Source organism: Massilia sp. BGA-UO-ETr-WB1 (assembly GCF_059567845.1).
The window spans coordinates 107736-134591 of sequence record NZ_JCAQOT010000027.1 but is presented as its reverse complement, the minus strand read 5'-3'; the positions used below and the strand labels follow the sequence as shown (position 1 = coordinate 134591).

The window sequence follows — 26856 nt, the reverse complement described above, 5'->3', positions numbered from 1 at the left end:
AACCAGGCGGCGGCGCAGCATGTGATCTTCGGCTTGCATTGTTGATCCGATTGTCATCAATATAACGTATTCGGTAGCGATTTCAACGTCTCAATCATGTTGCAAGTCCGCTGGGTCCGCCAAGTGTTGCGTGGTTGCCGCGCTTGCGGCGCGCCCCCGCCCCCGGCTAAAATGTCGGCGCGTTTTTCCCACAGGCAAGCACTCGTCACCATGAACAATGATCAACTGAAACCGGCAGACCTGCCCAAGCTGGGGCAGCGCGTCGCGCTGCGCGTGTTGACGCTGTTCGGCTGGCGCGTGCTGTACCGGCCGCTGCCCGGGCCGCGCGGCATTTGCGTGGTGTATCCGCACACGTCGAACTGGGATTTCATGGTTGGCATCTTCGCCAAATGGGCGCTGGACCTGCCGTTCCGCTGGCTGGCCAAGGACTCGCTGTTCAAGATCCCGCTGCTGGGCAAGTGGTTCCACGCCATGGGCGGCGAGCCGGTGGACCGCAGCGCCAAGACCGGCATGATACAGCGCCAGGCCGAGCGCATGAACGCGGCGGACTGGTACTGGGTCGGCATCACGCCGGAGGCCACGCGCGGCTACCGCGACAGCTGGAAGAGCGGTTTTTACCACTTGGCGCTGGCGGCCAGGGTGCCGCTGTGCCTGGTGTACATCGATTATCCGAACAAGACGCTGGGCGTGAAGGACCATCTGTTCCTGAGCGGCGAGCCGGAAACCGACATGGCCGCCATCCGCGCGGTGTATGCGGGCCACCAGGGCCTGCATCCGGAAAACGCAGCGCCCATCGTGCTGTCCGACCGGAAACCTAACTAAGCGGCCATCATCAGCACGCCGGTGGCGGCAATGCCGGCGCCGGTGATGCGCACCATGCCGAGTTCGGCCGCCCGGCCGAACCAGCGCCCCCCCAGCATCAGCAAGCCGCTCGCGGCCAGGAAGCCGAAGGCGCTGCCCGCCTGCGGCAGTTCGTGGCCGTGCGCGTTGCCGTGCAGCACAGCGAAGGCGGCGATCAGCGCGGCGCCGGCCCACAGCGGCAAGCGCGCGGCCATGGCGATCAGCACGCCGGCCAGCACCACGGTGGCGGCGATGCCGGCTTCCAGGCCGGGAATGGTGGCGCCCGCCACGCCGCTCAGCGCGCCCAGCAGCATGGCGCCGAGGAACACCAGCGGCAGCGCCTTGCCCTGCGGCTGGCGCGCGCTCCAGATGCCGACCGACAGCATGGCCAGCAAATGGTCGAAGCCGGTGAAGGGGTGCAGGAAGCCGGACTGGAAAGCCGCCATCCAGCCGGCCTGGGCGGCAGCCAGCAGCGGCGCGGCGTCGGCGGCATGGACGTGCGCGGCGCCGGCGGCGTGGGCCCCATCCGGATGGGCCAGCGCCGGCAGGCACAGGCCGGCGGCGAGCAGCATCGATACAGCGTTGCGGGTGTTCAGTTTCAGGCCTGCTTTCATGCTTGCTCCTTGTGCGCCTGTTCCAGCAGGCCTTGTTCGCGAATGAAGTCGATCACGGCGGCCACCCCTTCGCCGCTGCGCAGATTGGTAAACAGGAACGGCCGCGCGCCGCGCTGCTGCTTGGCGTCGCGCGCCATCACGGCCAGGTCGGCGCCGACGTGGGGCGCGAGGTCGGTCTTGTTGATGATGAGCAGGTCCGAGCGCGTGATGCCGGGGCCGCCCTTGCGCGGAATCTTCTCGCCGCCGGCCACGTCGATCACGTAGATGGTGAGGTCGGACAGCTCGGGGCTGAAGGTGGCGGCCAGGTTGTCGCCGCCCGACTCCACCAGGATCAGGTCCAGGTCAGGGAAGTCGGCCTGCATGCGGGCGATGGCTTCCAGGTTGATGGAGGCGTCCTCGCGGATGGCGGTGTGCGGGCAGCCGCCGGTCTCCACGCCCATCAGGCGCTCGGCCGGCAAGGCGTCCGCACGCAGCAGGATCTCCATGTCCTCCTTGGTGTAGATGTCGTTGGTGATGACGGCCATGTCGTAGTGGTCGCGCATGCCTTTGCACAGCATTTCGCACAGCGCGGTCTTGCCGGAGCCGACCGGGCCGCCGATGCCGACGCGCAGCGGATTGGATGGGTTCATGTGTGAGTCCTCTTTATGATCGGTATTTATGACCGGTACAGCCGGCTGTACTGCACTTCGTGCCGCATCGACAGCAGCGACAGGCCGGGCGCCCAGTTGCTCAGGTCCTCGTCGGCCAGCCGCTGCGCGTGCAGCGCGGCCGCTTCCAGCTCGGGGCGCAGCGCCAGCAGCATGCGCTGGCCGGCCACCTGGCCGAGCGGCACGGATTTGACGCACACCAGCACCTGGTTCTCGGCCCAGGCGAACAGCATGGCCAGCAAGGCTTCCCGGTGCGGGATGTCGAGCGCGGCCACGGCGCAGGCGTAAGCCACCGGCAACGCCAGCTCGGTTTCCGGCGGCAGCATGGCGGTGATGGCGGCGTCGGCGATGCCCAGTTCGGCGGTCAGGCGCGCCAGCGAGTAGCCCATCTGCAGGGTCTCGGCGCGGAATTCGGCGCTGTCGCGCGAGGCCAGGAAGCGCTCGCTCCATTGCGCCACGGCGCCCGCGTCGCGCTGCTGGAAGGCGCGCATCAGGCGCCAGCAGACCGGCGCTTCCCATTGCGCCATCACTTCGTGCAGCTGGCGCGCGATCCAGGCGCGGGCGGTGTCCGCGTTGTGCACCGCGCCGGATTCCAGCGCGGCCTCCAGCCCCTGCGAGTAGCTGTAAGCGCCGATCGGCAGGGCCGGACTGGCGAACTGCAGCAGGTGCAGCAAGGCGGAGGCCTGCATCATGGCGAGCCGTCGCCGGGGCGGTGGATCTTCTGGCGCAGCGGGATCGGCGCCAAGGGGTGGCCGCCGTGACCGCCGTGGCCGCCGTGGCTGTCATGGCTGTGGCCATGGCCGCCGCCGTAGGCGCCGGATTCCGGTTCGAAGGCGGCGTCTTCGGCCGTCACGGTGGCGCCCAGGCCGGCCAGCATCTCCTTCAGCACGGCGTCCGCGCGGATGCGCAGGAAGCCGTCGCCCACCTGCGCCTGCGTGTGGCGGTTGCCGAGGTGGAAAGCGCAGCGCAACAGCGTGTGGGCGTCGGCGCAGGTGACCTTGTAGGTCGGTTCGCGCGCGGCCACCACTTGCACCACTTTGCTGCGGTCTTCGCCGACCAGCAGGTCGCCGTCGCGCAGCACGGTGCCGCGTACGGTGAACACGCCCACTTCTTCGCCGTTGCTGAGCACCGCGCGCAGGCGGCATTTTTCGCGCAGTTCGTAAGGCAGCACCAGGCGCGCGGCCGGCTGCACCGCGCCGGGGCCGGCGCTGGCGGGCAGTTTGGTATGGAGGGTGAGCATGCGGGCCTCGTCAGAACAGGAAATAGCGCTGCGCCATCGGCAGCACGGCGGCCGCTTCGCAGACCAGCAACTGGCCGTCGGCGCGCACTTCATAGGTTTCGGGATCGACTTCCATGCGCGGCGTGGCGCCGTTGTGGATCATGTCGCTCTTGCGCAGCGCGCGCATGTTTTTCACGGCGATGGTCTGCTTCTGCAGCCGCAGCTGGCCGGCGATGTCTGCGTCGAACGCGGCCTGCGATACAAAGGTGAAGGACTTGCGCAGCCCGCCGCCATAGGCGCCGAACATCATGCGGTAGTGCACCGGCTGCGGCGTGGGAATCGACGCGTTCGGGTCGCCCATCTGCGCGGCGGCGATCATGCCGCCCTTTAAAATCATCGACGGCTTGACGCCGAAGAAGGCCGGCTTCCACAGTACGATGTCGGCGATCTTGCCCACCTCCAGCGAACCCACCACGTGCGAAATGCCGTGCGTGATGGCGGGGTTGATGGTGTACTTGGCGATGTAGCGCTTGGCGCGGAAGTTGTCGTGGCGCGCGCTGTCCGGCGCCAGCGCGCCGCGCTGCACCTTCATCTTGTGCGCGGTCTGCCAGGTGTGCATGATGACTTCCCCCACCCGGCCCATGGCCTGCGAGTCGGACGACATCATGGAAATGGCGCCGATGTCGTGCAGGATGTCCTCGGCCGCGATGGTCTCGCGCCGGATGCGCGATTCGGCGAAAGCCACGTCCTCGGCGATGGCCGGATCGAGGTGGTGGCACACCATCAGCATGTCGAGGTGCTCGTCGAGCGTGTTGACGGTGTAGGGCCGGGTCGGATTGGTGGACGAGGGCAGCACATTGCCCTGCCCCACCGCCGCGATGATGTCCGGCGCATGCCCGCCGCCCGCGCCTTCGGTGTGGAAGGTGTGGATGGTGCGGTCCTTGAAGGCGGCCAGCGTGTGCTCGAGGAAACCGCCCTCGTTCAGCGTGTCGCTATGGATGGCCACCTGCACGTCGAGGCGGTCGGCCACCGACAGGCAGTTGTCGATGGCGGCCGGGGTGGTGCCCCAGTCCTCGTGCAGCTTCAGGCCGATGGCGCCGGCCCGGATCTGCTCCTCCAGCGGCAGCGGCTGGCTCGCATTGCCCTTGCCGAGGAAGCCCAAGTTCATGGGGAAGGCGTCGGCCGCGCTCAGCATGGCGTGCAGATGCCAGGGGCCGGGCGTGCAGGTGGTGGCGGCGGTGCCCACCGCCGGGCCGGTGCCGCCGCCCAGCATGGTGGTCACGCCGCTCATCAGCGCTTCCTCGATCTGCTGCGGACAGATGAAGTGGATGTGCGAGTCGATGCCGCCGGCGGTGACGATCAGCCCTTCGCCGGCGATGATCTCGGTGGCCGCGCCGATGGCCATGGTGACGCCCGGCTGGATGTCGGGATTGCCGGCCTTGCCGATGGCGGCGATCAGGCCGTTCTTCAGGCCGATGTCGGCCTTGACGATGCCCCAGTGGTCCAGGATCACCGCGTTGGTGATGACGGTGTCCATTACCTCGGCGTGCGGGCGCTGCGACTGGCCCATGCCGTCGCGGATCACTTTGCCGCCGCCGAATTTCACTTCCTCGCCGTGGATGGCGTAATCGTGCTCGATCTCGATGAACAGTTCAGTATCCGCCAGGCGGATGCGGTCCCCGGTGGTGGGGCCGTACATTTCGGCATAGGCGGCGCGCGGGATAGTGGCCATGTTTTACGCTTTCGGCGGCGTGTCGGCCAGCTTGCCGTTCACGGCGCCGTTAAAGCCGTGCACCACGCGGTCGCCGGCCAGCTTCACCAGTTCGATGGTGCGGGTCTGGCCCGGTTCGAAGCGCACGGCGGTGCCGGCGGCGATGTTCAGGCGCATGCCGTAGGCTTTCCAGCGCTCGAACGAGAGCGCGGGGTTGACCTCGAAAAAGTGGAAATGCGAGCCGACCTGGATCGGCCGGTCGCCCCGGTTGGCGACGACGACGGTGACGGTTTCACGGCCCTGATTGAGGCCGATCTCTCCTTCTTCGAGCATGAATTCACCAGGGATCATGATGTGCTCCTTAAGGTATGGGGTGGTGTACGGTGACGAGCTTGGAGCCGTCGGGGAAAGTGGCCTCGACCTGGATGTCGGGAATCATCTCGGGCACGCCCTCCATGACGTCGGCGCGCGTGAGGATCTGCGCGCCGTCGGACATGAGTTCGGCCACGCTGCGGCCGTCGCGCGCGCCCTCCATGATGGCGGCGCTGATCAGGGCCACCGCTTCCGGGTAGTTCAGCTTCAGGCCGCGCGCGCGGCGGCGCTCGGCCAGCAGGGCGGCGGTGAAGATCAGCAGCTTGTCTTTTTCGCGTGGGGTCAGGTCCATGTCTTGTCCTAGGTGCGCCAGCTGCGCGGGTCGAAGGGTGCGCGGCCGAGCAGTTGCGGCCGCAGGGTGCGCCAGGCGGCCAGCATGATTTCACGGGCGGCCTCGCTGTCGTCGCCCAGATAGCGCACGGCCAGCAGGCCTTTCATTTGCGTGGCGCCGAATACGGCGGAGGCGGAAGCGGCAGCGATGGCGTCGGCGCCGCCGCTGCGGATGGCGGCCAGCACCGCCGCCGGCAACGGCGCGCCCACCGCCAGCAAGGTGGCGCACACGCTATGCCCGTCCATGCCCAGCGGGCTGGCGATGCCGTTCGGGGTCAGTGCGCCCTGCTCCCACCACAGCAGCCGCGCGCCCTGGCGGATACGGGTGCGCTGCGCCACGCGGCCGCTGCGGAACGTTTCGCCGGAGGCGCGCCGGCCCATGCACAGGATTTCGCAGCCGATGTAGCTGGCGCCCGCGTCCAGCGTGATGTCCTGCTCCAGCTCCACGTGGGCGTCGTCGAAGAAGATGGTTTCCTGCGGCAGCCATTCGATGGCGGCGCCGGCGCCGGCGTGCAGCCGCACCGTCTGGCGCGACACCTTGCCGTTGGCCTTGTACCACTTGGCCGCGCCCGGCGTGGTGAGGAAGGCGCGCGCGCCCTCGCCCACCGTGGCGCCCAGTTCCAGCTGGTCGCCGCCGACCACGCCGCCCGGCGGGTGCACGATGATGGCGTGGCACACCGCGCCGCCCTCCGGGTACAGCGGCTTCTGCACGCGCAGCGGACCGCTGTGGCGGCGCTCCACCAGGCGCGTGGTGCCGCCGTCGTCGGCGAAACGCAGCGACAGGCTGGCTTGCCACGGCGGATGTGCCGCGCCCTCCCCGGCCGAAGGAGCGGCAGGGGCGGTGCTGGTGGCGCTGATAACGCTGGTAGCGCTATAAAGCGGGCTGGCGCTGGCGGCGGTGTCGGGCATGCGGCGGATTTGCGTCTCGTAATGTATGGACATGCATTACGCAAGTAGCGTGCCAGCACTGGTGCGCCATTCCCCCGCCGCCGGCGACAGGCAGCGCACCAATTCGGCCCGCACGCACCAACTTGGCGCATGGACCGCCCGGCGCCACGATTGAAACAAGGTCAAAGCAATGCCGCGCCATTGCAGCAAGGCACAGCGTATATTGTTTAAGCATGAGTACCACTCTCTGGTTCATCCTGATCGGCTGCCTGATGCTCGCGCGCGGGCTGGCCGCCACCACGCTGGCGCGCCTGCCGGTGACGTCGGCTATCGTCTATCTCGGCGTGGGGCTGGCGCTGGGGCCGGCCTTCTTCGGCGTGTTCGCAGTCGATCCCTACGCCCAGGCGGGCGTGCTGGAAGTGATGACGGAACTGGCGGTGCTGATTTCGCTGTTCTCCGCCGGCGTCAAGATGCCGGTGCCGTTCTCGCTGGCGCGCTGGGCGCCGTCGCTGCGGCTGGCGTGGCTGTCGATGAGCATTTCGGTGGGGCTGATGGCGGCCTTCGGCACGCTGGTGCTGGGCCTGCCGCTCGGCGCGGCCGTGCTGCTGGGCGCCATCCTGGCGCCCACCGATCCGGTGCTGGCCACCGACGTGCAGGTGCGCCACGCGGGCGACCGCGACAAACTGCGCTTCGCCCTCACCAGCGAGGCCGGCATGAACGACGGCAGCGCCTTCCCCTTCGTGATGCTGGGATTGGGCTTGCTGGGCCTGCACGAACTGGGCGACTTCGGCTGGCGCTGGCTGGCGCTGGACGTGCTGTGGGGCACGGTGGGTGCGGTGTTGATCGGCATCGCGGGCGGCGCGGCGCTGGCGCAACTGGGCTGGGCGCTGCGCAACACCGATCCGAAGCACGAGGTGCTGGACGACCTGGTGGGGCTGGGGCTGATCGCGGTGGTGTACGGCGCCTGCCTGTGGCTGCACGCGTGGGGCTTCCTGGCGGTGTTCTTCGCCGGCGTGGCGCTGCGCCAGCGCGAGCTGGTGCTGGCGGGGGCGGGCAAGGACCGCCACGGCTTGCTGAAGGCGCCCTGCGCAGGCCAGGCGGCTGCGCCGGGCGCTACGGGCGCGGCGGCAACCGGCGCGGCGGGCGCGGGAGCGGCTGCCGCAACCGCCGGCCAGGGCGATGCCCGGCCCGCCGCTTCCGGCGCGCCGGCACCGTCCGCTGCCGCTGCCGATGCAACGGCGGAAACGCCGGCCGAAGCACCGCTCACCGTCAGCGGCGAATCGCTGATCTTCAAGGAGCACCTGGAGCGGCTGTCGGAGCTGACGCTGGTGCTGCTGCTGGGCGGCGCGGTCACGGCGCAGGCGTGGGACTGGCGCGCCTGGAGCACGGCGCTGTTCCTGTTCGCGGTGGCGCGGCCGCTGAGCGTCTACCTCGGGCTGGCGCGCTCCACCGTGCGCGGCCGGGTGCGCGGCATCAGCGCGTGGTTCGGCGTGCGCGGCATCGGCTCCGTGTACTACCTGATGTACGCCATCAACCACGGCCTGCCCCAGCCGCTGGCGCGGGACCTGATCGACATCACGCTGGTGGTCATCATGCTGTCCATCGCGGTGCACGGCATCAGCGTCAAGCCGCTGTTCGACCGATTCTGGAGCGACTAGCCGCAGGTTCTCAAATTACCTGTACTATACTTCCAATTGGTTCACTGGTCAGGCCCGCGCCGGCATCGCCGAAGTGCCGGCCCTGCCGCAGTGCATTCAAGCGCAGCCACCGCAATCTGCCGCACTGTTGACGCATTCGTAGTCCGGCTACCGGGCGGCATGGAATATTGGTCACTCCCCCACCACCGAGAGTTCCGATGATTTCGACCCTGAATCAAGCTTGGCAGAAAGCCGCCTGGTCCAGCTGGCTGTCGCTGCTGCTGCACTGTACCTTCTTCTGGATGGTGGCGGCGGCCAGCTTTTCCGGCTATATCGGCAAATGGGGCTTGCGCGACAACACCGCGCGCTTTTCGCTCGAAGCCATGCTGGACGCCACCGCCGACCGGCCCTATGTCTACCGCCAGCTGCTGCCCTTGATCGCCAACGCCGCCGACCGGGTGGTGCCGGAGCACATCAAGGCCCGGGTGGCCGAGAAGCTCAACCCCAGCAAGGTCTACGTCAAAACCTACGGCGCCGCCAAGCCGGCCTTCAGCTTCCGCTACGTGGTGGTGTATTACCTGTCCTTTTTATCGCTGCTGGGCAGCCTGTTCCTGCTGCACCGGATCGCGCTGGACGCCGGCATGGGGCGCATGGCCGCCATTTTCGCGCCCACCGTGCTGTCGCTGGCCTTTCCCTATATACAAACCATAGGCGGCTATTTCTACGACACCGCCGAACTGATGTTCTTCTGCCTGGCCTACCTGCTGGTGTCGCGCAAGCGCATCGGATGGTTCTTCGCCATGCTGGTGCCGGCCACGCTGAACAAGGAATCGTTCTTTTTCTTTATCGTCACGCTGCTGCCGCTGTTGCTGGCCGGCTACCCCAGGCAAAAAGCCATCGCCATCGTGGCGGCGGCGGTGCTGGTGTCCGGGCTGGTGAACGTGGCCGTCAAGCTGCAGCTCGCCGATGCCGGCGGCAGCCCGGTGGAAATCCACTTCGCCGACAACCTGGCGGCCTACCTGTCGGCGCAGACTTATGGGCAGATGGAGCTGACCTACGGCATCATGGGGCCGCGCCAGGCGTTCGTGCTGACGCTGATCCTGATCGCCGCCGTGTTTGCCCGCGGCTGGCGCGCCAGTCCGAAAGAAGTGCGCCAGCACATCCTGCTGGCGGCCGCCATCAATGTGCCGCTGTTTGCAGTCTTTGCCGCCGTGGGGGAATTGCGCAACCTGAGCCTGATGTTTGTCGGCTTCGCCATCCTGATCGGCAAGGCGCTGGAAGCCGAGCCGGCGCCCCCGCAGGGCGCGCAAAGCGGCTAGATGCCGTACTCGGCCGCCGCCTTGGCGGCCCAGACCGCCTGGTCGCGGCTGGGGAATGGCTGGTCGTAATCGTCCACTTGGCCGTCCGGGCCGACAAAGCAGGTCCACCAGCCCGCATCATCATGCCGGATTGCAATGCAATTCGGTTTGCAATGTTCCTGCACGGCCTCGCCGTCGTCCAGCGTGACGATGGCAACGCCGCGGTGCGTGATCTTGCTCGCCATGGGGAGTCCTTTAAACAGTCCCTACAGTGTAGTCCGCCCCGCGCGCGGCCGCAAAACAAACCGCACCGTGCTCATTCCTCCTTGGGGTACGGGCTCTTGCCGCCTTCCGCGATGAAAGCGTCGATGCGCGCGTGCAGCACCGGCAGCGGCACCGAACCGAGATTGAGCACCGTGTCGTGGAAGGCGCGGAGGTCGAATGTCGGTCCCAGCGCGGTTTCCGCCTTCTTGCGCGCCTCCAGGATGGCCATCTGCCCCAGGTAATAGGACAGCGCCTGGCCCGGCCAGGAAATGTAGCGGTCCACCTCGGTGGCGATCTCGTGCCCGGACAGCGCGGTGTTGTCGCGCAGGTAGGCCTGCGCCTGCTCGCGGCTCCAGCCCTTGGCGTGCACGCCGGTGTCCACCACCAGGCGCGAGGCGCGCCAGGCCTGGTAGCTCAGCATGCCGAAGATTTCATACGGCGTCTCGTAGATGCCCATCTCCACGCCCAGGCGTTCGGTGTACAGCGCCCAGCCCTCGCCGTAGGCCGAGATATAGGCGTTGCGGAAGGCGGGACGGCCCTTCTGCTCGAGCGCGATCGGCATCTGGAAGGCGTGGCCGGGCGCCGATTCGTGCAGGGTCAGCGCGGGCAGGCTGTACAGCGGGCGCGCCGGCAGGTTGTAGGTGTTGACCATGTAGACGCCGGGACCGCCGCGCCCGGACGTGTAGTATGGCGCGATGTCCGGCGCCACCGGCGTGATGGCGAAGCGGCTGCGCGGCAGGTAGCCGAAGTAGTTGGCCACCTTGCCGTCGAAGCGCTTGGCCACGTAGGCCGCGCGCATCAGCAGCTCCTCCGGGGTGCGCGCGTAGAAGCGCGGGTCGGTGCGCAGGAACTGCAGGAATTCCGGCAAGCCGCCCTGGAAGCCGACCTGCTTGATCACCTCCAGCATCTCGGCGCGGATCTTGGCCATTTCGGCCAGGCCGGTCTGGTGAATCTGTTCGGCGCTCAGCGCGGTGGTGGTGTACTCGGCGATCTTGGACTGGTAATAGGCTTTGCCGTCCGGCAGGCGTTCGGCCGCCAGCGCCTCGGCGGCGCCCGGCAGGTATTCGGTGCGCAGGAAGGCCAGCAGGCGCTGGTGCGCCGGCACCACGGACTCGCGCAGCGCCTTCAGCGCGGCCGCGCGCAGTTCGGCCTGGCGCGCCGCCGGGATGGCGGCCGGCATGTCCTTGAAGGGGCGGTAGAAGGCCAGCTTCTCCAGCGCGGTTTCCTCGGCCACGGCGGCCACCGACTTGTCGCGCCCCTGCAGCGTCACGCGCGGCGGCGTGAAGCCGCGCTTCAGGCCCGCGCGCATATTGGCGGTGGCCTCGGCGAAGTAGCGCGGCATGTCGTTCAGCTGCTGCACGTAGGCGGCGTATTCGGCCTCGCTGCGGAAGCTCTTGTCGGCCTCGCCGGCGATGTTGGACCAGAAGGCTGAATCGGAATTGAGCGGCTTTTCGTATTCGCGGAAGCGCTGGTTCTCGACCAGCGCGGCGATCTGCGCGCGGTACACCGCGTAGTCGATGCGCTGGGCCGGTTCCAGCGCGGCCACCGGGATCGCGTCCAGTTTGGCCAGCACGCGCTGCCAGTAGGCCAGGCGCGCCTGCTGCGTGGCGGCGTCGATGCGCGGCAGGTCGGGCCGGATGCCGTTGACGTCGTCCTCCTCGTCCTCGAGGCGCTGGCTCATGCGCCACTGCCATTCCTCGGTGTACAGCGCCTTGAAGGCGGCGCCGGCGTCGGCCGCGTAGGCGGGCAGCGCGGCGGGCAGCGTCATCAGCAAGCCTGCGAACAGGCCCGCGGCGAGGGAGACAGCGGTTTTTTTCATGAACGTCCTTCTTCAGGTAACAGATTGAGCAAGCGCTTTTCGCGCAGCAGCGCGGTATAGGCGCTGGCCGGCAGCGGCCGGCTGAAGTAATAGCCCTGCATTTCGTCGCAGCCGTGCGCCGCCAGGAACTCGACCTGCTCGCGCGTTTCCACCCCTTCGGCGATCACGCGCATGTTCAGGTTGTGCGCCAGCGAGATCACCGACAGCGCGATGGCCGCGTCGCTGGCCTTGGTGGTGACGTCGTCGACAAAGGACTTATCGATCTTCAGCACGTCGATCGGGAAGCGCTTCAGATAGGCCAGCGAAGAGTAGCCGGTGCCGAAGTCGTCCAGCGAAATGGCCACGCCGATGTCCTTCAGGCGGCCCAGCGCGGCCACCGCCTTGTCCGGGTCGCCCATCACCGTGCCCTCGGTGATCTCCAGCCCCAGCGAGGCCGGCGGCACGCCGTGGCGGCGCAGCGCCTGCTCCACGCTGGCCACCGTGCTGTCGTGCGCGAACTGGCTGCCGGCCAGGTTGACGGCCACCTTCAGCGTGCCCAGGCCCTGGTCCTGCCAGGCGGCGATCTGCGCGCACACGGTGTCCACCACCCACACGCCGATGGCCGCGATCAGGCCGTATTCCTCGGCCAGCGGGATGAAACGGTTGGGCGGCACGTGGCCCAGCACCGGGTTGTGCCAGCGCAGCAGCGCCTCGGCGCCCAGCATGGCGCCGGTGCGCAAGCACATCTGCGGCTGGTAGTGCACCTCGAACTCGTTGCGCGCGATGGCCCCGCGCAGCTGCGCCTGGATGGCCAGCTTGGCGCGGATGTCGGCGTCCATGCGCTCGGTGAAGAAGGCATAGTTGTCGCGCCCCACCTCCTTGGCGCGGCACAGCGCGGTGTCGGCGTTGCGCAGCAGTTCGTCGAGCGTGCCGCCGTCGGCCGGGCACACGGCAATGCCGATGCTGGTGGTTAGCCCCAGCTGCTGCGTGGACAGCGGCGCGGACGGCGGCTGCGCCGCGCCCTCGGCCGGCACGCCCACCGGCAGCCCGTCGCGCAGTCCGGCCAGGATGGCCTGCGCGGCCGCCACGGTGGCGTTCAGCTGGGCGTCGTCGGGCACGATGATCTGGAACTCGTCGCCGCCCTGGCGCGACACGGTGGCGCCGTCCGGCACGCAGCGGCGCAGGAAGCGCGCCACCGCCTGCAAGGCCTGGTCGCCCACCGGTGCGCCGTAGGAGTCGTTCACGCTCTTGAAGCGGTCCAGGTCCAGGCACATGACAGCCACGCACTGGCCGCCGCGCTGCGCGGCGGCTTGCGCCTCGTCGAAGCACTGGCGCGCCAGCAGCCGGTTCGGCAGGCCGGTCAGCGCGTCGTGGTAGGACAGGAAGTCGATCATGTGCTGCTCGGCCTTGCGCTCGGTGATGTCCATGAACACCACGATGTAGTTCTCCACCGCGCCGTCGGCGCCGGCCACGGTGGACACGCTGAGCAGGCCGGGAAAGGTGGCGCCGTTCTTGCGCCGCGCCAGCATCTCGCCCGACCAGTGGCCATGGCCGGCCAGCGCCGCCATCATGGCCTGGTAGGCGCTGGTGTTGTGCTGCACGGTCTGCAGGGTGCTCACGTGGCGCCCCACCATCTCGCTGCTGTCGTAGCCGGAAATGTCGGTGAAGGCCGGATTGGTGGCGACGATGGTGCCGCCGGCGTCGGCGATGACGATGGCGTCCTGGGTGGCGGCGAACACGCGCGCGGCCAGGCGCAGCGTGTCCTCGTTGGCGCGGCGGCGCTCCACCTCGCGCTCCAGCGAGGCGGCCAGTTCGGCCAGTTCGGCGGTACGCTCGCGCACGCGCTGCTCCAGGTAGGCGCGCTCGGCGGCCAGCGCCAGCTGGGCGCGGCCCAGGCGCACCTGGGCGTCGGTGCGGGCCAGGATTTCCTCGGCCTGGAACGGCTTGGCGATGAAATCGGCGCCGCCCAGCGCGAAGCCGCGCACCTTGTCGTCGGTGTCGTGCTGGGCCGACAGGAAGATCACCGGCACATGGGCCGTGGCCGGCGCCGCCTTCAGGCGGCGGCACACCTCGAAGCCGTCGATGCCGGGCATGCGCACGTCGAGCAGGATCAGCTCGGGCGGGCGCGACTGCACCGTCCACAGCGCCAGCTCCCCGTTGGGGGCCTGGCGCACATAGTAGCCGGCCTCCGTCAGCAGGTCGCTGAGCAGCTTGAGCGAAGCCGGCGTATCCTCCACGATCAGCACTTCGCCCTTGCTGCCTTGTTCCGACAAATCCCGATGCATCGCCTTGCGTCCTCTCCTGGTCCTGGTTCCCTCGCCACCCTACCATAGAATGGGCGGCCGCCCAAGGGCTGAGGCTGGGGCTGGCAACGCCGGCGCCTGCAGCGGCAGGCGCATGGCGAAGCAGGTGCGCCCAGGCGCGCTGGCCACCTCGATGGCGCCGCCCAGCACATTGACCACCAGGTTGTGCACGATGTGCAGCCCCAGGCCGCTGCTGCGCCCCATGCTGGCGGTGTTGAACGGCTCGAACGCGCGCGCCAGCCCCTCGGCCGGCATGCCGGCGCCATTGTCCTCGAACTCCAGCTGCACCGCCGCGCCTTGCACAGCACCCTCGGCCGCCCCGTCGCCCGACATCCGTATCGTGATGGCGCCGCCGTCCGCGCCGAACGCGTGCAGCAGCGCGTTGCGGGTGAGCTGGGTCAGGATCTGGCACAGCGCGCCGGGATAGCTGTCCATGGCCAGCCCGCCGGCCGCCTCCACCCGCAGCGTGGCCCCGGCCGCGCGCAGCGACGGCGCCAGCGTCTTGGCCATGCCGTCCACCAGCCTGGCCAGCTCGAAGCTGCGGCGCTGGGAGCTGGTCTGGTCCACCGCCACCTGCTTGAAGCACTCGATCAGGTCGGCCGCCTTGTGCAGGTTGCGCAGCAGCAGGGACGTGGCGTGGGCGGTGTCGGCGCCGTACTGCTCCAGCTCCGAGCGGCGCACGCTGCCGCCTTGCGCCAGCGCGCCGAAAAAGGCGCGGCTGCGCTCTTCCAGGGCGCTGGCGGCCAGCACGCCGTTGCCGATCGGGGTGTTCAGCTCGTGCGCCACGCCGGCCACCAGCGCGCCCAGCGCCGCCAGCCGTTCCGAGCGCACGATCTCGGCGCGCGCCGTGCCCAGCTCCTCCAGCGTGCGCGTGAGCTGCGCATTGCTGGCGGCCAGCGCCTGCTGCGCCCGCGCCAGGTGGATGTGGGCGCGGGTGCGCGCCAGCACCTCCTCCGACTGGTAGGGCTTGGCGATGAAGTCGACCGCGCCGGCGCCGAAGCCGCGCACCTTGTCGTCGGTGTCGTACTGGGCCGACAGGAAAATCACCGGGATGTCCTTCAGGCCGGGATCGGCCTTCAGGCGGCGGCACACTTCGAAGCCGTCGATGCCGGGCATGCGGATGTCGAGCAGAATCAGCTCGGGCGGACGGGCTTGCGCGCTCCACAGCGCCAGTTCGCCGTCCGGCGCCTGGCGCACCAGGTAGCCGGCATTGCCCAGCAATTCGCTGAGCAGCTTGAGCGAGGCCGGGGTGTCCTCCACCACCAGGATTTCGCCGCTTGAGTTCTGATCCGCGCGCTGCATCATGCCGCTCTCCTCACCCGTTCTGGTGTACTTGTACTTTTTCCTGCTCCCCCGGGGCCGGCGCCAGCATGGCGCACAGCTGCGGATACTGGTGCAGCGCCAGCATACGCCCCATGGCGGCGGCAACCCCGGCGCACGCCGGCGGCAGCGCCTCCAGCAGCCGCGCCGCGCGGCCCAGGTTCAGCTGCTGCACCGCCTCGCGCAGCGCTTCGGCGGCGCCCGCAGGCAGCGCCGCCAGCGCCGCCGCCGTCAACGGCGCGGCGCCGCCGCCGTCGTCCTCGGCCCCGGCCGCGCCGCGCCCGGCCGCATCGGCCGTGCCCTCCAGCGTTGCAGGCGCCTCGCTGGCCACCGCGCCGGCCGGCACCGCAAAGCGGAACACCGCCCCCTGCCCCAGCGCCGACTGCACCGTCAGCGCCCCGCCCATCAGCTGCACGAACTCGCGCGAGATGGCCAGCCCCAGGCCGGTGCCTTCGGCCGCGCCGTCCTGGTCGGCCTGCACGAAGGGTTCGAAAATGCGCTCGTGGTCGGCCGCCGCGATGCCCGGCCCGCTGTCGCTGACGGCGAATTCGAGCTGCCAGCGGCCTGTCCCTTCCGCGTCCATGCCATCCACCCAACAGGCCTGCGCCTGCAGCGTGATGCGCCCTGCGCGGGTGAACTTGACCGCGTTCGACATCAGGTTCAGCAGCACCTGGCGCAGCTTGGTGCCGTCCAGTTGCGCCCGCAGCGGCAGTTGGCCGCTGTCCAGCCGCAGCGCCACGCCGGGCGCTGCGCGCATGCTCACCATGTCCATCACTTCCTGCAGCATCTCGGCCAGCAGCACCGCTTCGGTTTGCAGCGCGATACGCCCGGCCTCGATCTTGGACAGCTCCAGGATATCGTTAATCAGGGTCAGCAAGTGCTGGCCGGAGCGGTGGATGATGCCCAGGTTGCGCTTCTCCTCGGCCTGCATGCCGGGCGAATCGGCCATCAGGCGCGAAAAGCCGATCACCGCGTTGAGCGGGGTGCGCAGCTCGTGGCTCATATTGGCCAGGAACACGCTCTTGGCCTGGCTGGCCGCCTGCGCCTGCGCCACCGCCACCGACAGCGCGCGCGTGCGGTGGTCCACCAGCTCTTCCAGGTGGTGGCGGTGCTGGCGCAGCTCCTGCTGCGCCGCCTTGTGCGCGCTGATGTCGTAATTGACACCGACCATGCGCAACGGCCGCCCGGCGCCGTCGCGGAACAGCATCGAGTCGGCCTGGATGTGGCGCACCGAGCCGTCCGGCCAGACGATGCGGAAGACCTGGTCGAACTGGCCGCAGCCGTCCAGCGTGCGCTGCAGCGCAGCCTCGGCCTGCTCCTTGTCGTCCGGATGCAGCGCGGCGCGCCACAGTTTCAACGGCTCGGGCACGGCGGCGCGCTGCACGCCGAACAGGCGGTACATCTGCTCGTCCCATTCGACCACGCCGCTGCCGATGTCCCAGTCCCAGATGCCGATGGCGGCCGCCCGGGTGGCGATCTGCAGGCGCTGCTCGCTGGCGTGCATGGCGCGGTAGCGGCTCTCGAGCAGCGCGATCATCTCGCGCAGGGACGCCTGCAGGCTTTTCAGTTCGCCGAACAGCCAGGCGCGCGGCGCCGCCGCGGCCGGGTTCAGGCCGGCCTTGACGTCGGCCGCATAGCGCCCGATGGCCTGCACCGGCTTGAGCATCATGTGCCACAGCACCAGGTACAGGCCCGCCACCAGCGCCAGGTCCAGCACCAGTATCATGCCGGCGATGGCGTAGCTGCGGCTGCGCAGTTCGGCCAGCAGCCGGGCCGGCGAGGCGTACAGCGTGATGCTGCCGATGTCCTGGCTCGCCGAGCGCATCACGCGCCGCTCCTGCAGCAGTTCGGCGCCGCGCGGGGCCGCGTCCACGCTGTGCAGCCGGCCATCGTCGCCGCGCACCAGGATGTAGGGCCGCACGCCGGCCGGCGCCACCATGCTGGCGTGCAGGCCCCGGTTGCTCAAGCCGCTTTTCATGATGGTGACGATTTGCGCTTCGTCGTAATTCCACACCGGCAGCGCGGCGGCCGCCGCCAGTTCGTCCGCGCTGGCGGCCAGGTCGGCCCGCAGCTGGGCCCAGCGCTGGGCCTTTTCACTCTGGTAGAAATAGGCGGCGAAGGCCGTCAGCACCAGGGTCACCACCGCCGTCACCGCCACGCTGACCAGCAGCGCGATCGAAATCTCGCCCGTGGCGCGCAGCCCGGCAATGCGGCGCGCCGGCGCGTGCATCAGAATTCTTCCCAGTCGCCTTCGGCCGCCGCCGGCACCGCCTTCAGGTGGCGCGGCGCGGGCTGCGCCGCAGGCCTGGCCGCCGGCCTGGCCACGGCGCGCGGCGCCGGCCGCGCCAGCGCAGCGCGCACCGGCTGCGGAGCCGGCCTGGCCGCCGGCCGCGCCGATGCCGCCGCCGGCGCCGTGCGCACGGCGCCGGCGTCCAGCCGGAACACGCTGACCGCCTGCTCCAGCGCGCGCGCCTGGTCCTGCAGCGACTCGGCGGCGGCCGCAGCCTGCTCCACCAGCGCCGCGTTCTGCTGCGTGACGGTGTCCATCTCGGCCACCGCCTGGTTGATCTGTTCGATGCCCGAGCTTTGCTCCACGCTGGCCGTCAGGATGGCCGACATCATGCCCGTCACGCGTTCCACGCTGGTCACCACTTCCTCCATGGTGGCGCCGGCCTGGTCGACCAGCTTGCTGCCCGCGCCCACCTGGGCCACCGAATCGCCGATCAGTTCCTTGATCTCCTTGGCCGCCGCCGCCGAGCGCTGCGCCAGGTTGCGCACCTCGGACGCCACCACGGCGAAGCCGCGCCCCTGCTCGCCCGCCCGCGCCGCCTCCACCGCCGCGTTCAGCGCCAGGATATTGGTCTGGAAGGCGATGCCGTCGATGGTGCCGATGATGTCGGCGATCTTGCTGGACGACTGGTTGATGGCGCCCATGGTGGCCACCACCTGCGCCACCACCGCGCCGCCGCGCTGCGCCACCGCCGCCGCCTCGTGGGCCAGGGTGTCGGCCGAGCGCGCGCTTTCGGTGTTGTGCTGCACGGTGGAGGTCAGTTCCTCCATCGAGCTGGCCGTCTCCTCCAGGCTGGAGGCCTGGGTTTCGGTGCGCGAGGACAGGTCGGCATTGCCGCTGGCGATCTCGCCGGAGGCCACAGTGATGGTCTCCGCGCCCTGCCGCACCTGCGCCACAATGGTCACCAGGCTGTCGTTCATGCGTTTCAGCGCGGCCGTCAGCTGGCCCATTTCATCGTTCGAGGTCACGTCGATGCGCTGCGTCAGGTCGCCCGCCGCCACCGCCTCGGCCACCTCGATGGCGCCGCGCAGCGGCGTCAGGATGGCGCGCAGCAGCCAGTAGCCCATCACGGCGCCCACCACCACGCCCAGCACGATGGAGGCGACCGAGATCGCGCGGAAGGTGTCGTAGCGCGCCTGCGAGTCCTGGTATTCCTGCTTGCCCACCGCCAGCTGCAGCGCCACCAGCGCTTCGAGCGCATGGTCGGCTGCCTCCATGGCCGGGTCCAGCTTCTTGTGCTGCAGGGCCGCCGCCTGCTCGCGCTCGCCGGCCGCCAGCGCCGCCGCCATCGGCTGCATGGCTTGCTCGCGCATGGCCGCATGCGTGGCCGCGAAGGTCTTGGCCAGCACCTCCTCTTCCGGCGTCAGGTAGGTGGCCATGTAGGCCGCCCACACCTTGTCGATCTCGGCGCCGCGCCGCTGCGCCTGGGCCACCAGCGCGCTGTGGGCGCCGTCCTGCGCGTCGACCGCGTTGCCCAGCGCGATCTGCTGGGCCAGCAGGCCGGTGCCGATCTGGTTCAGCATGCCCATCGCCACCAGGCGGTCGTCATAGACGGTCTGCAGCGACGCGTTGGTGCGGCTCAGGCTGTTCAGGCCGGCGAAGCCGATGGCCGCCAGCAGCAGCGTCAGAAAAGCGATCGCGGCGATCAGCCGGGCTTTGATCGTGAGGTTTTTCATGATGGTATCCCTGGTCGTATTTTTTTGGACTGCGTACTATTGGACTGGCTGCGGATCGGTGTTACCGGTGGCGGCGGCCTGCTGCAGGGCGGCCAGCAGGTCCTGCGAAGCGAAGGGCTTGCGCAGATAGGCCAGGCAGCCCAGCCGCAGCGCCGCCGCCTCCATGCCGCCGTCGATCTGGCTGGTGACAAACACGATGGGCGGCGCCTTGCCGGCGCCGACCAGCATTTGCTGCAGCTCGATGCCGGACAGGCCGCCCAGGTCGATGTCCAGGATGAGGCAGGCGATGTCGCTGTGGTCGTCGCGCTGCAGATACTGCTCGGCCGAGGCGTACAGCTGGGCCATGTAGCCGGCCGCGCGCAGCAGCCGTCCCAGCGCCTTGAGCATGCCGGAATCGTTTTCCACCACCGCTACGACGAGTTTTCCTGTTTCCATGACGCCATCCCTCAGGGTGCAAGCACCGATAGCTATGACTGTAGGGAGATTTCACGCGGCTGTAACGTGTCCTTTGGTACAGGTAGGTGCGGCCGGGGCGGGCGCCACCGGCCCCGCCGGGCCCCGCCCCTAGCCCCTATGCGGCGGCCAGTCCCAGGCGGTTGGCCATCTGCACCAGCTCGGCCAGCGAGCCGGCGCCCAGCTTTTCCATCAGGCTGTGGCGGTGCGCCTTGACCGTGCGTTCGGTGTTGCCCAGCTCGAAGGCGATCTGCTTGTTCAGCATGCCCTGCACCACCAGCACGAACACTTCGCGCTCGCGCGCGGTGAGCGTGGCGGCGCGCTTGCGCAGTTCGGCCAGCTGGCTGTTGTGCAGCGCCGCCGCCTCGTAGCGCACCATGGCGCGGCCGATGGCGTCCAGCAGCTGCTCTTTGCCGATGGGCTTGGACAGGAAATCCTCCGCCCCGGCCTTGATGGCGCGCACGCTCATGGCAATGTCGCCATTTCCAGTGAGAAACACAATCGGCAGGATGCTGTTGCGCGCGCGCAAATGGTCCTGCAGCTGCAGGCCGGTCAGGCCGGGCATGTCCACGTCCAGCAGGATGCAGCCGGCCTCGTCGCCGGTTTCAGCCCGCACGAAGGCGTCGCCGGACTCATAGGCGCAGACCCGGTAGCCGCAGGCGCCCAGCAGGCGCGACAGCGCGGTGCGCAGCGGCTCGTCGTCGTCGATGATGTGGATCTTCATGCCGCCTCCCCCGCCTTGACGGCCAGCGGCAAGGCGAAGCCGACCGTGGCGCCGCCGCCGGGGTTGTTGTCGGCCCAGATCTGGCCGCCGTGCGCCTGCACGATGGCCGCCGCGATCGACAGGCCCAGCCCCATGCCGTGCGCCTTGGTGGTGAAGAAGGATTCGAACAGCCGTTCGCGGTTGGCGCCGAAGCCGCAGCCGTGGTCGCTCACCTGGACCTCGGCCATGGCCGCGTCGCGGCGGCGCGCGCACAGCGTGATCGCGCGCGGCCCGGCGGGCGCGGCGGCCTGCGCGCCGATGGCCTGCGGCGGCGCGCCCATCGCGTCCATGCCGTTCAAGACCAGGTTGATCAGGATTTGCTGCAGCTGCACCGGGTCGGCCGACACCATCAGCGGCAGCGGCGCAGGCTGGGTGCGCAGCTGCACGCGCCGCATGCGGGCCTCGCTGCCCAGCAGGGCCGCCACCTGCGCCATGGCCTCGTTCAGGTCCAGCCGCTGCGCCACCGGGTCGGACTTTTTCAGCAGCTCGCGCATGCGCTGTATCAGCTCGCTGGCGCGGCGGTCGTCGCGCCGGATGTCGCCCAGGATTTCCTCCACGTCGGCCAGCGCCGGCGGGTCCATCTTCAGGAACAGCTCGGCCGCCTCGGCATTGCTCATGATGGCCGCCAGCGGCTGGTTCAGCTCGTGCACCAGCGCCGCGCAGTACACCGAGGCGCTGGCGTTGCGGTTCATGTGCGCGATTTCGGCCAGGCGCTGGCGCGATTCGCGCTGCAGCTGGTCGTTGTGGGCCGCCAGCTGCTGCTGCAGGCGGCGGATCTTCAGGTGCGCCATCACGCGCGCGTTCACTTCCTCGAACTGGAAGGGCTTGGAGATGAAATCGACCCCGCCCACCTGGAAGCCGCGCAGCTTGTCGTCGGTGTCGCTGTGGGCCGACAGGAAGATCACCGGCACCTCGTCCAGGCCTGGCATTTTCTTCAGGCGGCTGCACACTTCATAGCCGTCGATGCCCGGCATGCGGATGTCGAGCAGCACCAGCTCGGGCGCCTGCGCCTGCGCGCTCCACAGCGCCAGCTCGCCGTTGGGCGCCTCGCGCACGCGGTAGCCGGCGTCCGTCAGCAGCTTGGACAGCAGTTGCAGCGAAGCCGGCGTGTCCTCCACCACCAGGATGTCGCCGCGCACCTGCTCCGGCTGCGCGGGCGCCTGTTCGTCCTGCGCATGCGCAGGACCCTGCTGCGCCTCGTCCCTGGCCTGTTCCCGCCGCCCTGCTGCTCCCATTCCCGCTCCCGTATACGACATCGCCCGCACGCGCGGTGCCCAGACGATATCGGCCACGCCAGTATATTGCAAGTAAGTGTGGCCGTTGCGCTACAGTAGCCCTACAACGGGCTCATGATCAGCGAGGCATGCGCCGACACCCCCGCCAGCACCCCGGCCGCGCTGGCCAGCGTGCCGCTGTGGCGCGCGGTGGCCGCATCGCCTGCAGCGAACACGCCGGGCACGCTGGTCTGCTGCCCGGCGTCGACCTGGATGTGCGGGCCGGTCGGCCCCGCGTCAAAGGCGCAGCCCAGCTGCGCGGCCAGCGGCGAGGCCATGCTGGTGACCGGCGCGGTGAACACGGCGCGCAGCGGCAGCACGCGGCCGTCGGCCAGGCGCACCGCCTCCAGCTGCGGCGCGCTGCCCAGCAGCGCCACCACCGGCACCCGCTCGACGCGCGCGCCGCGCGCCTGCAGCTGCGCGGCCTCCCCGGCGGTCGGCTCGTGCAAGCCCTGCGTGAAATAAGTGGTGTCGCCCCAGTCCGGCAGCAGCAAGCCCTGGTGGACCGACTGCGGGAACGCCGCCAGCACGCCCAGCGCGCCGCCGCTCACCTCGAAGCCGTGGCAGTATGGGCAGTGCAGCACCGTCCGCCCCCAGCGTTCGGCCAGGCCGTCGATGGGCGGCAGCGTGTCCTTGACGCCGGTCGCCAGCACCAGCCGTGCCGCCTGGGCCGCCTGGGCCGCATCCGCGCCCTCCGCGCCGGCGCTCCACTCGACAACAAACCCGGCCCCTTCCCAGCGCGCCGCGTGCGCGATGCCCCGCGCATACGCGAACGTCGGATAAGCCTGCAGCTGGCGCAGCGCCTGCGCGTTGATGTCCGCAGGCGCCATGCCGTCCAGCGCCAGGAAACCGTGCACCGCCGCCGACCAGCGGTTGCGCGGCTGGCCGCCGTCGATCAGCAACACCCTGCGCCGCGCCCGCGCCAGCTGCATCGCCGCCGACAAGCCCGCAAAACTGCCTCCCACCACGATGACGTCGTACTGATGCATACAGCCTCCTCCCGTTTACGTATCATTGAAAGTTACATGATAGCAGCAAACCAGACCAACGTAACTTTTCTTGTTACGGAAACCGGAAACCGTTAAGATGGCCGCATGAGACAAGACAGCCGCCTATCCCGCATGCTCCACGTGCTGATCCACATGGAGCGCCGTGGCGGACCCGCCACCTCGGAAGACATCGCCCACATGCTGGGCACCAACCCCGTGGTCGTGCGCCGCACCATGTCGGGGCTTCGCAACGACGGCTACGTCACGTCGGGCAAAGGGCACGGCGGCGGCTGGACGCTGGCGCGCCCGCTCAAGGAGATCACGCTGCTGGACGTGCACCGCGCCCTCGGCAACCCGTCCGTGTTCGCCATGGGCGTGGAGCAGGAAAATCCCAGCTGCCTGGTGGAACAGGCGGTGAACGCCGCGCTGGCGGACGCCATGCGGCAGGCGGAGCAGATTTTATTGGACCGGCTGGGCAGTGTGACCCTGGCCGACCTGGCCACCGACGTGGACCGCCGCTTCTGCGCTTAGCGCAGGTGAAGCGGCGCGAGGGGAGCGGCTCAGCCCAGCCGCCCCAGTTCCGCCTCGGTGAAGCCCGCCAGGCGGCGCGCCTCCAGGTTGAACGGGCCTTTCAGCACCGGCGCGCGGTAGCGCAGCGCCAGCTCGTCATAGGCGGCGCGCGGCTCCAGGCCGCGCTGGCCGCACATGTAGCGGTACCAGCGGTTGCCGATCTCCACGTGGCCGATCTCGTCGCGCAGGATGATGTCCAGGATGGCGGCCGCCGCCATGTCGCCGGCCTGCGCAATCTTGGCGCGCAGCGGCGGAATGGCGTCCAGCCCGCGCGCCTCCAGCGTGCGCGGCACCAGCGCCATGCGCGCCGTGATGTCTTCGCGGGTGCGCTCCACCATTTCCCACAGGCTGTCGTGGGCCGTGAAATCGCCGTAACCGTAGCCCAGCGTTTGCAAATGCGCCGACAGCATCGAGAAGTGGTAAGCCTCTTCCTTCGCCACGCGCAGCCAGTCGGTGTAGTACTCGGCCGGCATGCCGGAGAAACGCCACAGCGCGTCCAGCGCCAGGTTGACCGCGTTGAATTCGATATGCGACAGCGCGTGCACCAGCATCGCCCTGCCCTCCAGCGTGGCCATCGAGCGGCGCCCGACCAGGCGCGGCGGCACCAGCTCGGGCCGCACCGGACGGCCCGGGATGGCGCCGTCCGGCTGCGGGGCGGCGGCCGGGTCCAGCGTCAGGGCGCCGCCGGCCCAGGCTTGCGCCATGGCGGCGACAGCCAGCGCTTTGGCGGCGGGATCGGTTTCAAGCAAGCATTGCAGCGCGTGCGCGCGCAGCTCAGTGGGGTACGGCATGAGGCTAACCTACGGCGGCAAAAGGACGCAGTGTACCAAACCGCCGCCTCTGCCGGGGTCAGGCGGCCGCGATGGCGCCGGCCGGAGCCATGCGCAGCGCAAGTTTGTCCCACAGCCGGTCATGGTAAGGCAAGGCGATCACGTTCAGGATGGGCTCCAGCAGGGCCGCCAGGCCGCCCACAGCCATCGAACCGGTGGCCCACCACAGCATCAGGAACGCCACCGTGGCGTGCATGAAGGTCTGGCTGATTTTCTCGCCTGCCAGCGCGGCATAGCGGGCGCGGGCCTCGACGGCGCGGGCGCGCAGCTTGTGCCATGCCCGTTCATGGAACGGCAGCAGCAGCACATTGACCACCGGCTCCAGCACCGCAGCCAGTCCGCCGAAGACGACCGAGCCGGTCATCACATACATCAAGCTGAACGCAATGCCCGTGTGGGCGGCAACCTGGCTGACTTTTTTCGCTGCGGTGATCATGGGAACCTCGTTATTGACTGACCGGTGACGATCGGGTCAGTAAATAATAACGATTCTCATTTAACTTTCAAAGACAATTGTCTTAAACGCGCTGATAGATTTTTCCTATGCAATCTCCCGCACCACGCGGCACGGGTTGCCGACCGCCAGGCTGTTGGCGGGAATCGACTTGCTCACCACGCTGCCTGCGCCGATGGTGCAGTTGTCGCCGATGGTGACGCCGTGCAGGATCGTGACATTGGCGCCTATCCACACGTGGTTGCCGATGGTGATGGGCAGCGCCTCGAACACGCCCGCCGCGCGCGCCACCGGGTCAACCGGGTGGCTGGCCGCCGAAATCACCGCGTTGGGGCCGATCAGCACATGGCTGCCCAAGGTCACCGGCGCGCAGTCCAGGATCACCAGGTTGTGGTTGGCGAAGCAGTGGTCGCCCACGGTGATGTTGTAGCCGTAGTCGCAAAAAAACGGCGCTTCGAAGTGCGCGTTGTTCGGCTTGCGCAGCAATTGCTCCAGGATTTCGGCGCGCCTGGCCACGTCGTCTTCACGGTTGAAGGCGGCGCACAGCAGCTTGGCAGCGCGGCGCTCCACGCTGCCCGGCGATTCGCCCGGGCGGTAAGGTTTGTCCTGCATGTCTGCTCCTAGATGTGTTCGGCTATGCCGCCTTCGCGGCTTTCCTGCAGTTTGTTGCACGCCATGGCCGTGCTGAGGAAAATCGGCCCGCTCAACTGCTGCAGCAGGTCGCTCTCGCGCAGGCGGTCCATCACCGGCCCCTTCACCTCGGCCAGGTGCATGGTCACGCCGCGCCGGCGCATGCTGGCATTCCAGTCGGACAGCGCGAACAAGGCCGTGGTGTCGATCGAGCTGACCGCCGTCATCACCAGCACCAGGTGGCGCGCCGACGGATGCGCGCGCAGTTCTTCCTCGATGCGCTCGCCCACCGCCTCCACGTTGCCGAAGAACAGATTGGCGTCGATGCGCAGCACCAGCAGCTCGGCCTGGGTCTCGGCCGGGTAGCGTTCGATATTGCGGAAATGCTCGCTGCCCGCAATGCGGCCCAGCACCGCGATGTGCGGCCGGCTGGCGCGCCAGATCAGCGTGCCCATCGATAATAATACCCCGACCACCACGCCCGCCTCCACACCCAGCGCCAGCACGCCGGCGGCGGTGGCGGCCCAGGCGGCGGCGTCGCCCCGGTCATAGCGCCAGGCCAGGCGCAGCGTATCGAATTCCAGCATGCCCAGCACGGCCACGATGATGGTGGCGGCCAGGGTCGGCAGCGGCAGCAGCGCCAGCCAGCCGGTGGGCGCCACCAGCGCCGCCGCCAGCAGGCAGGCGGTGATCACGCTGGCCAGCGGCGTGTTGGCGCCGGCCGAGAAATTGACCGCCGAGCGGGAAATGCTGCCCGTCACCGGAAAGCCGCCGGACACCATGCTGGCCACATTGGCCGCGCCCAGGCCGAACAGCTCCTGGTTGCTCACCAGCTTCTCGTTGCGCTTCAAGGCCAGGGTCTGCGCAGCGGACATGCTCATCAGGAAAACAATGAAGCCGATCAGCAGGCCCGGCTGCAGCAGCGCGCGCCAGTGGCTGCTGGAGGTGGCCAGGTTCAGGCCCGGCAAGCCGGCCGGCACCGCGCCCGTGGTGTGGATGCCCAGCGCCTGCAGGCCGAGCAGCGGCACGGCGGCGGTGGCGGCCAGCACCACCAGCATGGGCGCCAGGCGGCCGCCCAGGTCGGCATGCGCGGGGGACAGGCCGCAGCGGCGCAGCAGTGCCGCCAGGTAGTGCTTGCCCAGCATCAGCAGCAACAGCGACACGCCGCCCAGCACCGCGCTCGGCAGATGGAATGCGGGGAAGGAAGCGCCCAGCAGCGGCTTGAGCTGGCCGCTGGCGATGACAATGGCCGAGCCGACGGTGAAACCGCTCATCACGGGGCGCGAGAAGAAATTGGCCAGGAAGCCCATGCGCAGCGCGCCGCACACCAGCAGCACCACGCCGGCCACCAGCGCCAGCTGCGCCGCCAGCACGCCGTACAGCGCGGAGCCGGCCGGCGCCAGCGGCGCAATCACGGCCGCCGTCATCAGCGACACGATGGCCATCGGGCCGACCGACTGCGTCATGCTGCTGCCGAACAGCGCGTAGACCAGAGGGGGCAAGATGCTGGCGTAGATCCCTGCCACCGGCGGCAAGCCCGCCACCAGCGCGTACGCCATGCCCTGCGGGATCATCATCATCGCCACCACGATACCGGCGCTGATGTCGCCCGGCAGCATGGCACGCCGGTATTGCCTCAACCAATGCAGCATGCTCTATCCATCCAGCCTTGAAAATAAGCGAAGC

Annotated in this window: 26 protein-coding genes; 4 read left to right on the top strand and 22 right to left on the bottom strand. The window is 69.2% G+C overall.

What is annotated here, in order from left to right; all coding sequences use genetic code 11:
- Window positions 1-210: 210 nt before the first annotated feature.
- Entirely contained in the window at window positions 211-822 is a 612-nt protein-coding gene (locus AC56DV_RS27565; RefSeq protein ID WP_496317409.1) for a 1-acyl-sn-glycerol-3-phosphate acyltransferase, read from the top strand.
- On the opposite strand, the gene AC56DV_RS27560 is transcribed toward AC56DV_RS27565, so the two are convergent.
- Genes AC56DV_RS27560 through AC56DV_RS27525 form a run of 8 tightly spaced genes read right to left on the bottom strand, consistent with a single transcriptional unit; the run spans window position 819 to window position 6675 of the window.
- Window positions 819-1454, bottom strand: a complete 636-nt coding sequence (locus tag AC56DV_RS27560) for a HupE/UreJ family protein (protein WP_496317408.1) — start codon at window positions 1452-1454, stop codon at window positions 819-821. The two genes, AC56DV_RS27565 and AC56DV_RS27560, sit on opposite strands and share 4 nt — an antisense overlap.
- On the bottom strand, window positions 1451-2083 hold the full coding sequence (gene ureG / locus AC56DV_RS27555; protein WP_057156917.1) for an urease accessory protein UreG: 633 nt from the start codon (window positions 2081-2083) through the stop codon (window positions 1451-1453). Before ureG ends, AC56DV_RS27560 begins: the two co-directional genes overlap by 4 nt.
- A gap of 26 nt (window positions 2084-2109) precedes the next feature.
- Window positions 2110-2790, bottom strand: a complete 681-nt coding sequence (locus AC56DV_RS27550; RefSeq protein ID WP_496318489.1) for an urease accessory protein UreF — start codon at window positions 2788-2790, stop codon at window positions 2110-2112.
- Complete coding sequence (gene ureE, locus AC56DV_RS27545) at window positions 2790-3341, bottom strand: urease accessory protein UreE (RefSeq protein ID WP_496317407.1); 552 nt, start codon at window positions 3339-3341, stop codon at window positions 2790-2792. The genes AC56DV_RS27550 and ureE overlap by 1 nt, the downstream gene beginning before the upstream one ends.
- A gap of 10 nt (window positions 3342-3351) precedes the next feature.
- Complete coding sequence (gene ureC, locus AC56DV_RS27540; protein WP_496317406.1) at window positions 3352-5052, bottom strand: urease subunit alpha; 1701 nt, start codon at window positions 5050-5052, stop codon at window positions 3352-3354.
- 3 nt (window positions 5053-5055) lie between these two features.
- Window positions 5056-5382, bottom strand: a complete 327-nt coding sequence (locus AC56DV_RS27535; protein WP_496317405.1) for an urease subunit beta — start codon at window positions 5380-5382, stop codon at window positions 5056-5058.
- A gap of 10 nt (window positions 5383-5392) precedes the next feature.
- Window positions 5393-5695 (bottom strand): urease subunit gamma, encoded by a 303-nt coding sequence (locus tag AC56DV_RS27530; protein ID WP_057156913.1) that lies wholly within the window; start codon window positions 5693-5695, stop codon window positions 5393-5395.
- An 8-nt stretch (window positions 5696-5703) separates the two neighbouring features.
- A complete protein-coding gene (locus AC56DV_RS27525; RefSeq protein WP_496317404.1) occupies window positions 5704-6675 on the bottom strand; it encodes an urease accessory protein UreD in 972 nt (323 codons plus the stop codon).
- A 179-nt stretch (window positions 6676-6854) separates the two neighbouring features.
- On the opposite strand from AC56DV_RS27525, the gene AC56DV_RS27520 reads away from it, so the two are divergent.
- On the top strand, window positions 6855-8279 hold the full coding sequence (locus AC56DV_RS27520; RefSeq protein ID WP_496317403.1) for a cation:proton antiporter: 1425 nt from the start codon (window positions 6855-6857) through the stop codon (window positions 8277-8279).
- Between the two features lie 197 nt (window positions 8280-8476).
- On the top strand, window positions 8477-9577 hold the full coding sequence (locus AC56DV_RS27515) for a hypothetical protein (protein WP_496317402.1): 1101 nt from the start codon (window positions 8477-8479) through the stop codon (window positions 9575-9577).
- On the opposite strand, the gene AC56DV_RS27510 is transcribed toward AC56DV_RS27515, so the two are convergent.
- The 10 genes from AC56DV_RS27510 to AC56DV_RS27465 all read right to left on the bottom strand — a co-directional run bounded on the left by AC56DV_RS27510 (window position 9574) and on the right by AC56DV_RS27465 (window position 22686).
- Entirely contained in the window at window positions 9574-9801 is a 228-nt protein-coding gene (locus AC56DV_RS27510; RefSeq protein WP_496317401.1) for a hypothetical protein, read from the bottom strand. The genes AC56DV_RS27515 and AC56DV_RS27510 overlap by 4 nt on opposite strands.
- 71 nt (window positions 9802-9872) lie before the next feature.
- Window positions 9873-11639 carry a DUF885 domain-containing protein gene (locus AC56DV_RS27505; protein ID WP_496317400.1) on the bottom strand — a complete coding sequence of 589 codons (1767 nt, stop codon included), beginning with the start codon at window positions 11637-11639 and terminating at the stop codon, window positions 9873-9875.
- A complete protein-coding gene (locus tag AC56DV_RS27500; protein WP_496317399.1) occupies window positions 11636-13903 on the bottom strand; it encodes a GGDEF/EAL domain-containing response regulator in 2268 nt (755 codons plus the stop codon). The genes AC56DV_RS27505 and AC56DV_RS27500 overlap by 4 nt, the downstream gene beginning before the upstream one ends.
- Before the next feature lie 39 nt (window positions 13904-13942).
- A complete protein-coding gene (locus AC56DV_RS27495) occupies window positions 13943-15226 on the bottom strand; it encodes a hybrid sensor histidine kinase/response regulator (protein ID WP_496317398.1) in 1284 nt (427 codons plus the stop codon).
- 10 nt (window positions 15227-15236) lie between these two features.
- Complete coding sequence (locus AC56DV_RS27490) at window positions 15237-17471, bottom strand: sensor histidine kinase (protein ID WP_496317397.1); 2235 nt, start codon at window positions 17469-17471, stop codon at window positions 15237-15239.
- On the bottom strand, window positions 17471-19207 hold the full coding sequence (locus AC56DV_RS27485; RefSeq protein WP_496317396.1) for a methyl-accepting chemotaxis protein: 1737 nt from the start codon (window positions 19205-19207) through the stop codon (window positions 17471-17473). Before AC56DV_RS27485 ends, AC56DV_RS27490 begins: the two co-directional genes overlap by 1 nt.
- A gap of 36 nt (window positions 19208-19243) precedes the next feature.
- On the bottom strand, window positions 19244-19642 hold the full coding sequence (locus AC56DV_RS27480) for a response regulator transcription factor (RefSeq protein ID WP_496317395.1): 399 nt from the start codon (window positions 19640-19642) through the stop codon (window positions 19244-19246).
- A 136-nt stretch (window positions 19643-19778) separates the two neighbouring features.
- A complete protein-coding gene (locus tag AC56DV_RS27475) occupies window positions 19779-20384 on the bottom strand; it encodes a response regulator transcription factor (protein ID WP_496317394.1) in 606 nt (201 codons plus the stop codon).
- Window positions 20381-21658, bottom strand: coding sequence for a sensor histidine kinase (locus AC56DV_RS27470; protein ID WP_496317393.1), 1278 nt, complete (start codon window positions 21656-21658; stop codon window positions 20381-20383). The genes AC56DV_RS27475 and AC56DV_RS27470 overlap by 4 nt, the downstream gene beginning before the upstream one ends.
- 101 nt (window positions 21659-21759) lie before the next feature.
- Window positions 21760-22686: an NAD(P)/FAD-dependent oxidoreductase gene (locus AC56DV_RS27465; RefSeq protein ID WP_496317392.1), complete on the bottom strand. Its 927-nt coding sequence runs from the start codon at window positions 22684-22686 to the stop codon at window positions 21760-21762.
- 105 nt (window positions 22687-22791) lie between these two features.
- Here AC56DV_RS27465 and AC56DV_RS27460 point away from each other — a divergent pair, with 105 nt between their 5' ends.
- Entirely contained in the window at window positions 22792-23217 is a 426-nt protein-coding gene (locus AC56DV_RS27460; protein ID WP_496317391.1) for an Rrf2 family transcriptional regulator, read from the top strand.
- Window positions 23218-23246: 29 nt separating this feature from the next.
- Here the strand turns inward: AC56DV_RS27460 and AC56DV_RS27455 are convergent, their stop codons facing one another.
- The 4 genes from AC56DV_RS27455 to AC56DV_RS27440 form a co-directional block, all read right to left on the bottom strand.
- On the bottom strand, window positions 23247-24047 hold the full coding sequence (locus AC56DV_RS27455) for a ferritin-like domain-containing protein (protein ID WP_496317390.1): 801 nt from the start codon (window positions 24045-24047) through the stop codon (window positions 23247-23249).
- Window positions 24048-24105: 58 nt separating this feature from the next.
- Entirely contained in the window at window positions 24106-24522 is a 417-nt protein-coding gene (locus AC56DV_RS27450; protein ID WP_496317389.1) for a DUF2061 domain-containing protein, read from the bottom strand.
- A gap of 105 nt (window positions 24523-24627) precedes the next feature.
- Entirely contained in the window at window positions 24628-25152 is a 525-nt protein-coding gene (locus AC56DV_RS27445; RefSeq protein WP_496317388.1) for a sugar O-acetyltransferase, read from the bottom strand.
- Window positions 25153-25160: 8 nt separating this feature from the next.
- The gene (locus AC56DV_RS27440) at window positions 25161-26822 is read right to left on the bottom strand and encodes a SulP family inorganic anion transporter (protein ID WP_496317387.1); all 1662 of its coding nucleotides are present in this window, start codon (window positions 26820-26822) and stop codon (window positions 25161-25163) included.
- Window positions 26823-26856: the final 34 nt, after the last annotated feature.

What these genes read in the sequence shown, in the direction of transcription:
- AC56DV_RS27565 (WP_496317409.1), top strand. Translation starts at nt 211, where the DNA reads ATGAACAATGATCAACTGAAACCGGCAGACCTGCCCAAGCTGGGGCAG.
- AC56DV_RS27560 (WP_496317408.1), bottom strand. Translation starts at nt 1,454, where the DNA reads ATGAAAGCAGGCCTGAAACTGAACACCCGCAACGCTGTATCGATGCTG.
- ureG (WP_057156917.1), bottom strand. Translation starts at nt 2,083, where the DNA reads ATGAACCCATCCAATCCGCTGCGCGTCGGCATCGGCGGCCCGGTCGGC.
- AC56DV_RS27550 (WP_496318489.1), bottom strand. Translation starts at nt 2,790, where the DNA reads ATGCAGGCCTCCGCCTTGCTGCACCTGCTGCAGTTCGCCAGTCCGGCC.
- ureE (WP_496317407.1), bottom strand. Translation starts at nt 3,341, where the DNA reads ATGCTCACCCTCCATACCAAACTGCCCGCCAGCGCCGGCCCCGGCGCG.
- ureC (WP_496317406.1), bottom strand. Translation starts at nt 5,052, where the DNA reads ATGGCCACTATCCCGCGCGCCGCCTATGCCGAAATGTACGGCCCCACC.
- AC56DV_RS27535 (WP_496317405.1), bottom strand. Translation starts at nt 5,382, where the DNA reads ATGATCCCTGGTGAATTCATGCTCGAAGAAGGAGAGATCGGCCTCAAT.
- AC56DV_RS27530 (WP_057156913.1), bottom strand. Translation starts at nt 5,695, where the DNA reads ATGGACCTGACCCCACGCGAAAAAGACAAGCTGCTGATCTTCACCGCC.
- AC56DV_RS27525 (WP_496317404.1), bottom strand. Translation starts at nt 6,675, where the DNA reads ATGTCCATACATTACGAGACGCAAATCCGCCGCATGCCCGACACCGCC.
- AC56DV_RS27520 (WP_496317403.1), top strand. Translation starts at nt 6,855, where the DNA reads ATGAGTACCACTCTCTGGTTCATCCTGATCGGCTGCCTGATGCTCGCG.
- AC56DV_RS27515 (WP_496317402.1), top strand. Translation starts at nt 8,477, where the DNA reads ATGATTTCGACCCTGAATCAAGCTTGGCAGAAAGCCGCCTGGTCCAGC.
- AC56DV_RS27510 (WP_496317401.1), bottom strand. Translation starts at nt 9,801, where the DNA reads ATGGCGAGCAAGATCACGCACCGCGGCGTTGCCATCGTCACGCTGGAC.
- AC56DV_RS27505 (WP_496317400.1), bottom strand. Translation starts at nt 11,639, where the DNA reads ATGAAAAAAACCGCTGTCTCCCTCGCCGCGGGCCTGTTCGCAGGCTTG.
- AC56DV_RS27500 (WP_496317399.1), bottom strand. Translation starts at nt 13,903, where the DNA reads ATGCATCGGGATTTGTCGGAACAAGGCAGCAAGGGCGAAGTGCTGATC.
- AC56DV_RS27495 (WP_496317398.1), bottom strand. Translation starts at nt 15,226, where the DNA reads ATGATGCAGCGCGCGGATCAGAACTCAAGCGGCGAAATCCTGGTGGTG.
- AC56DV_RS27490 (WP_496317397.1), bottom strand. Translation starts at nt 17,471, where the DNA reads ATGCACGCGCCGGCGCGCCGCATTGCCGGGCTGCGCGCCACGGGCGAG.
- AC56DV_RS27485 (WP_496317396.1), bottom strand. Translation starts at nt 19,207, where the DNA reads ATGAAAAACCTCACGATCAAAGCCCGGCTGATCGCCGCGATCGCTTTT.
- AC56DV_RS27480 (WP_496317395.1), bottom strand. Translation starts at nt 19,642, where the DNA reads ATGGAAACAGGAAAACTCGTCGTAGCGGTGGTGGAAAACGATTCCGGC.
- AC56DV_RS27475 (WP_496317394.1), bottom strand. Translation starts at nt 20,384, where the DNA reads ATGAAGATCCACATCATCGACGACGACGAGCCGCTGCGCACCGCGCTG.
- AC56DV_RS27470 (WP_496317393.1), bottom strand. Translation starts at nt 21,658, where the DNA reads ATGGGAGCAGCAGGGCGGCGGGAACAGGCCAGGGACGAGGCGCAGCAG.
- AC56DV_RS27465 (WP_496317392.1), bottom strand. Translation starts at nt 22,686, where the DNA reads ATGCATCAGTACGACGTCATCGTGGTGGGAGGCAGTTTTGCGGGCTTG.
- AC56DV_RS27460 (WP_496317391.1), top strand. Translation starts at nt 22,792, where the DNA reads ATGAGACAAGACAGCCGCCTATCCCGCATGCTCCACGTGCTGATCCAC.
- AC56DV_RS27455 (WP_496317390.1), bottom strand. Translation starts at nt 24,047, where the DNA reads ATGCCGTACCCCACTGAGCTGCGCGCGCACGCGCTGCAATGCTTGCTT.
- AC56DV_RS27450 (WP_496317389.1), bottom strand. Translation starts at nt 24,522, where the DNA reads ATGATCACCGCAGCGAAAAAAGTCAGCCAGGTTGCCGCCCACACGGGC.
- AC56DV_RS27445 (WP_496317388.1), bottom strand. Translation starts at nt 25,152, where the DNA reads ATGCAGGACAAACCTTACCGCCCGGGCGAATCGCCGGGCAGCGTGGAG.
- AC56DV_RS27440 (WP_496317387.1), bottom strand. Translation starts at nt 26,822, where the DNA reads ATGCTGCATTGGTTGAGGCAATACCGGCGTGCCATGCTGCCGGGCGAC.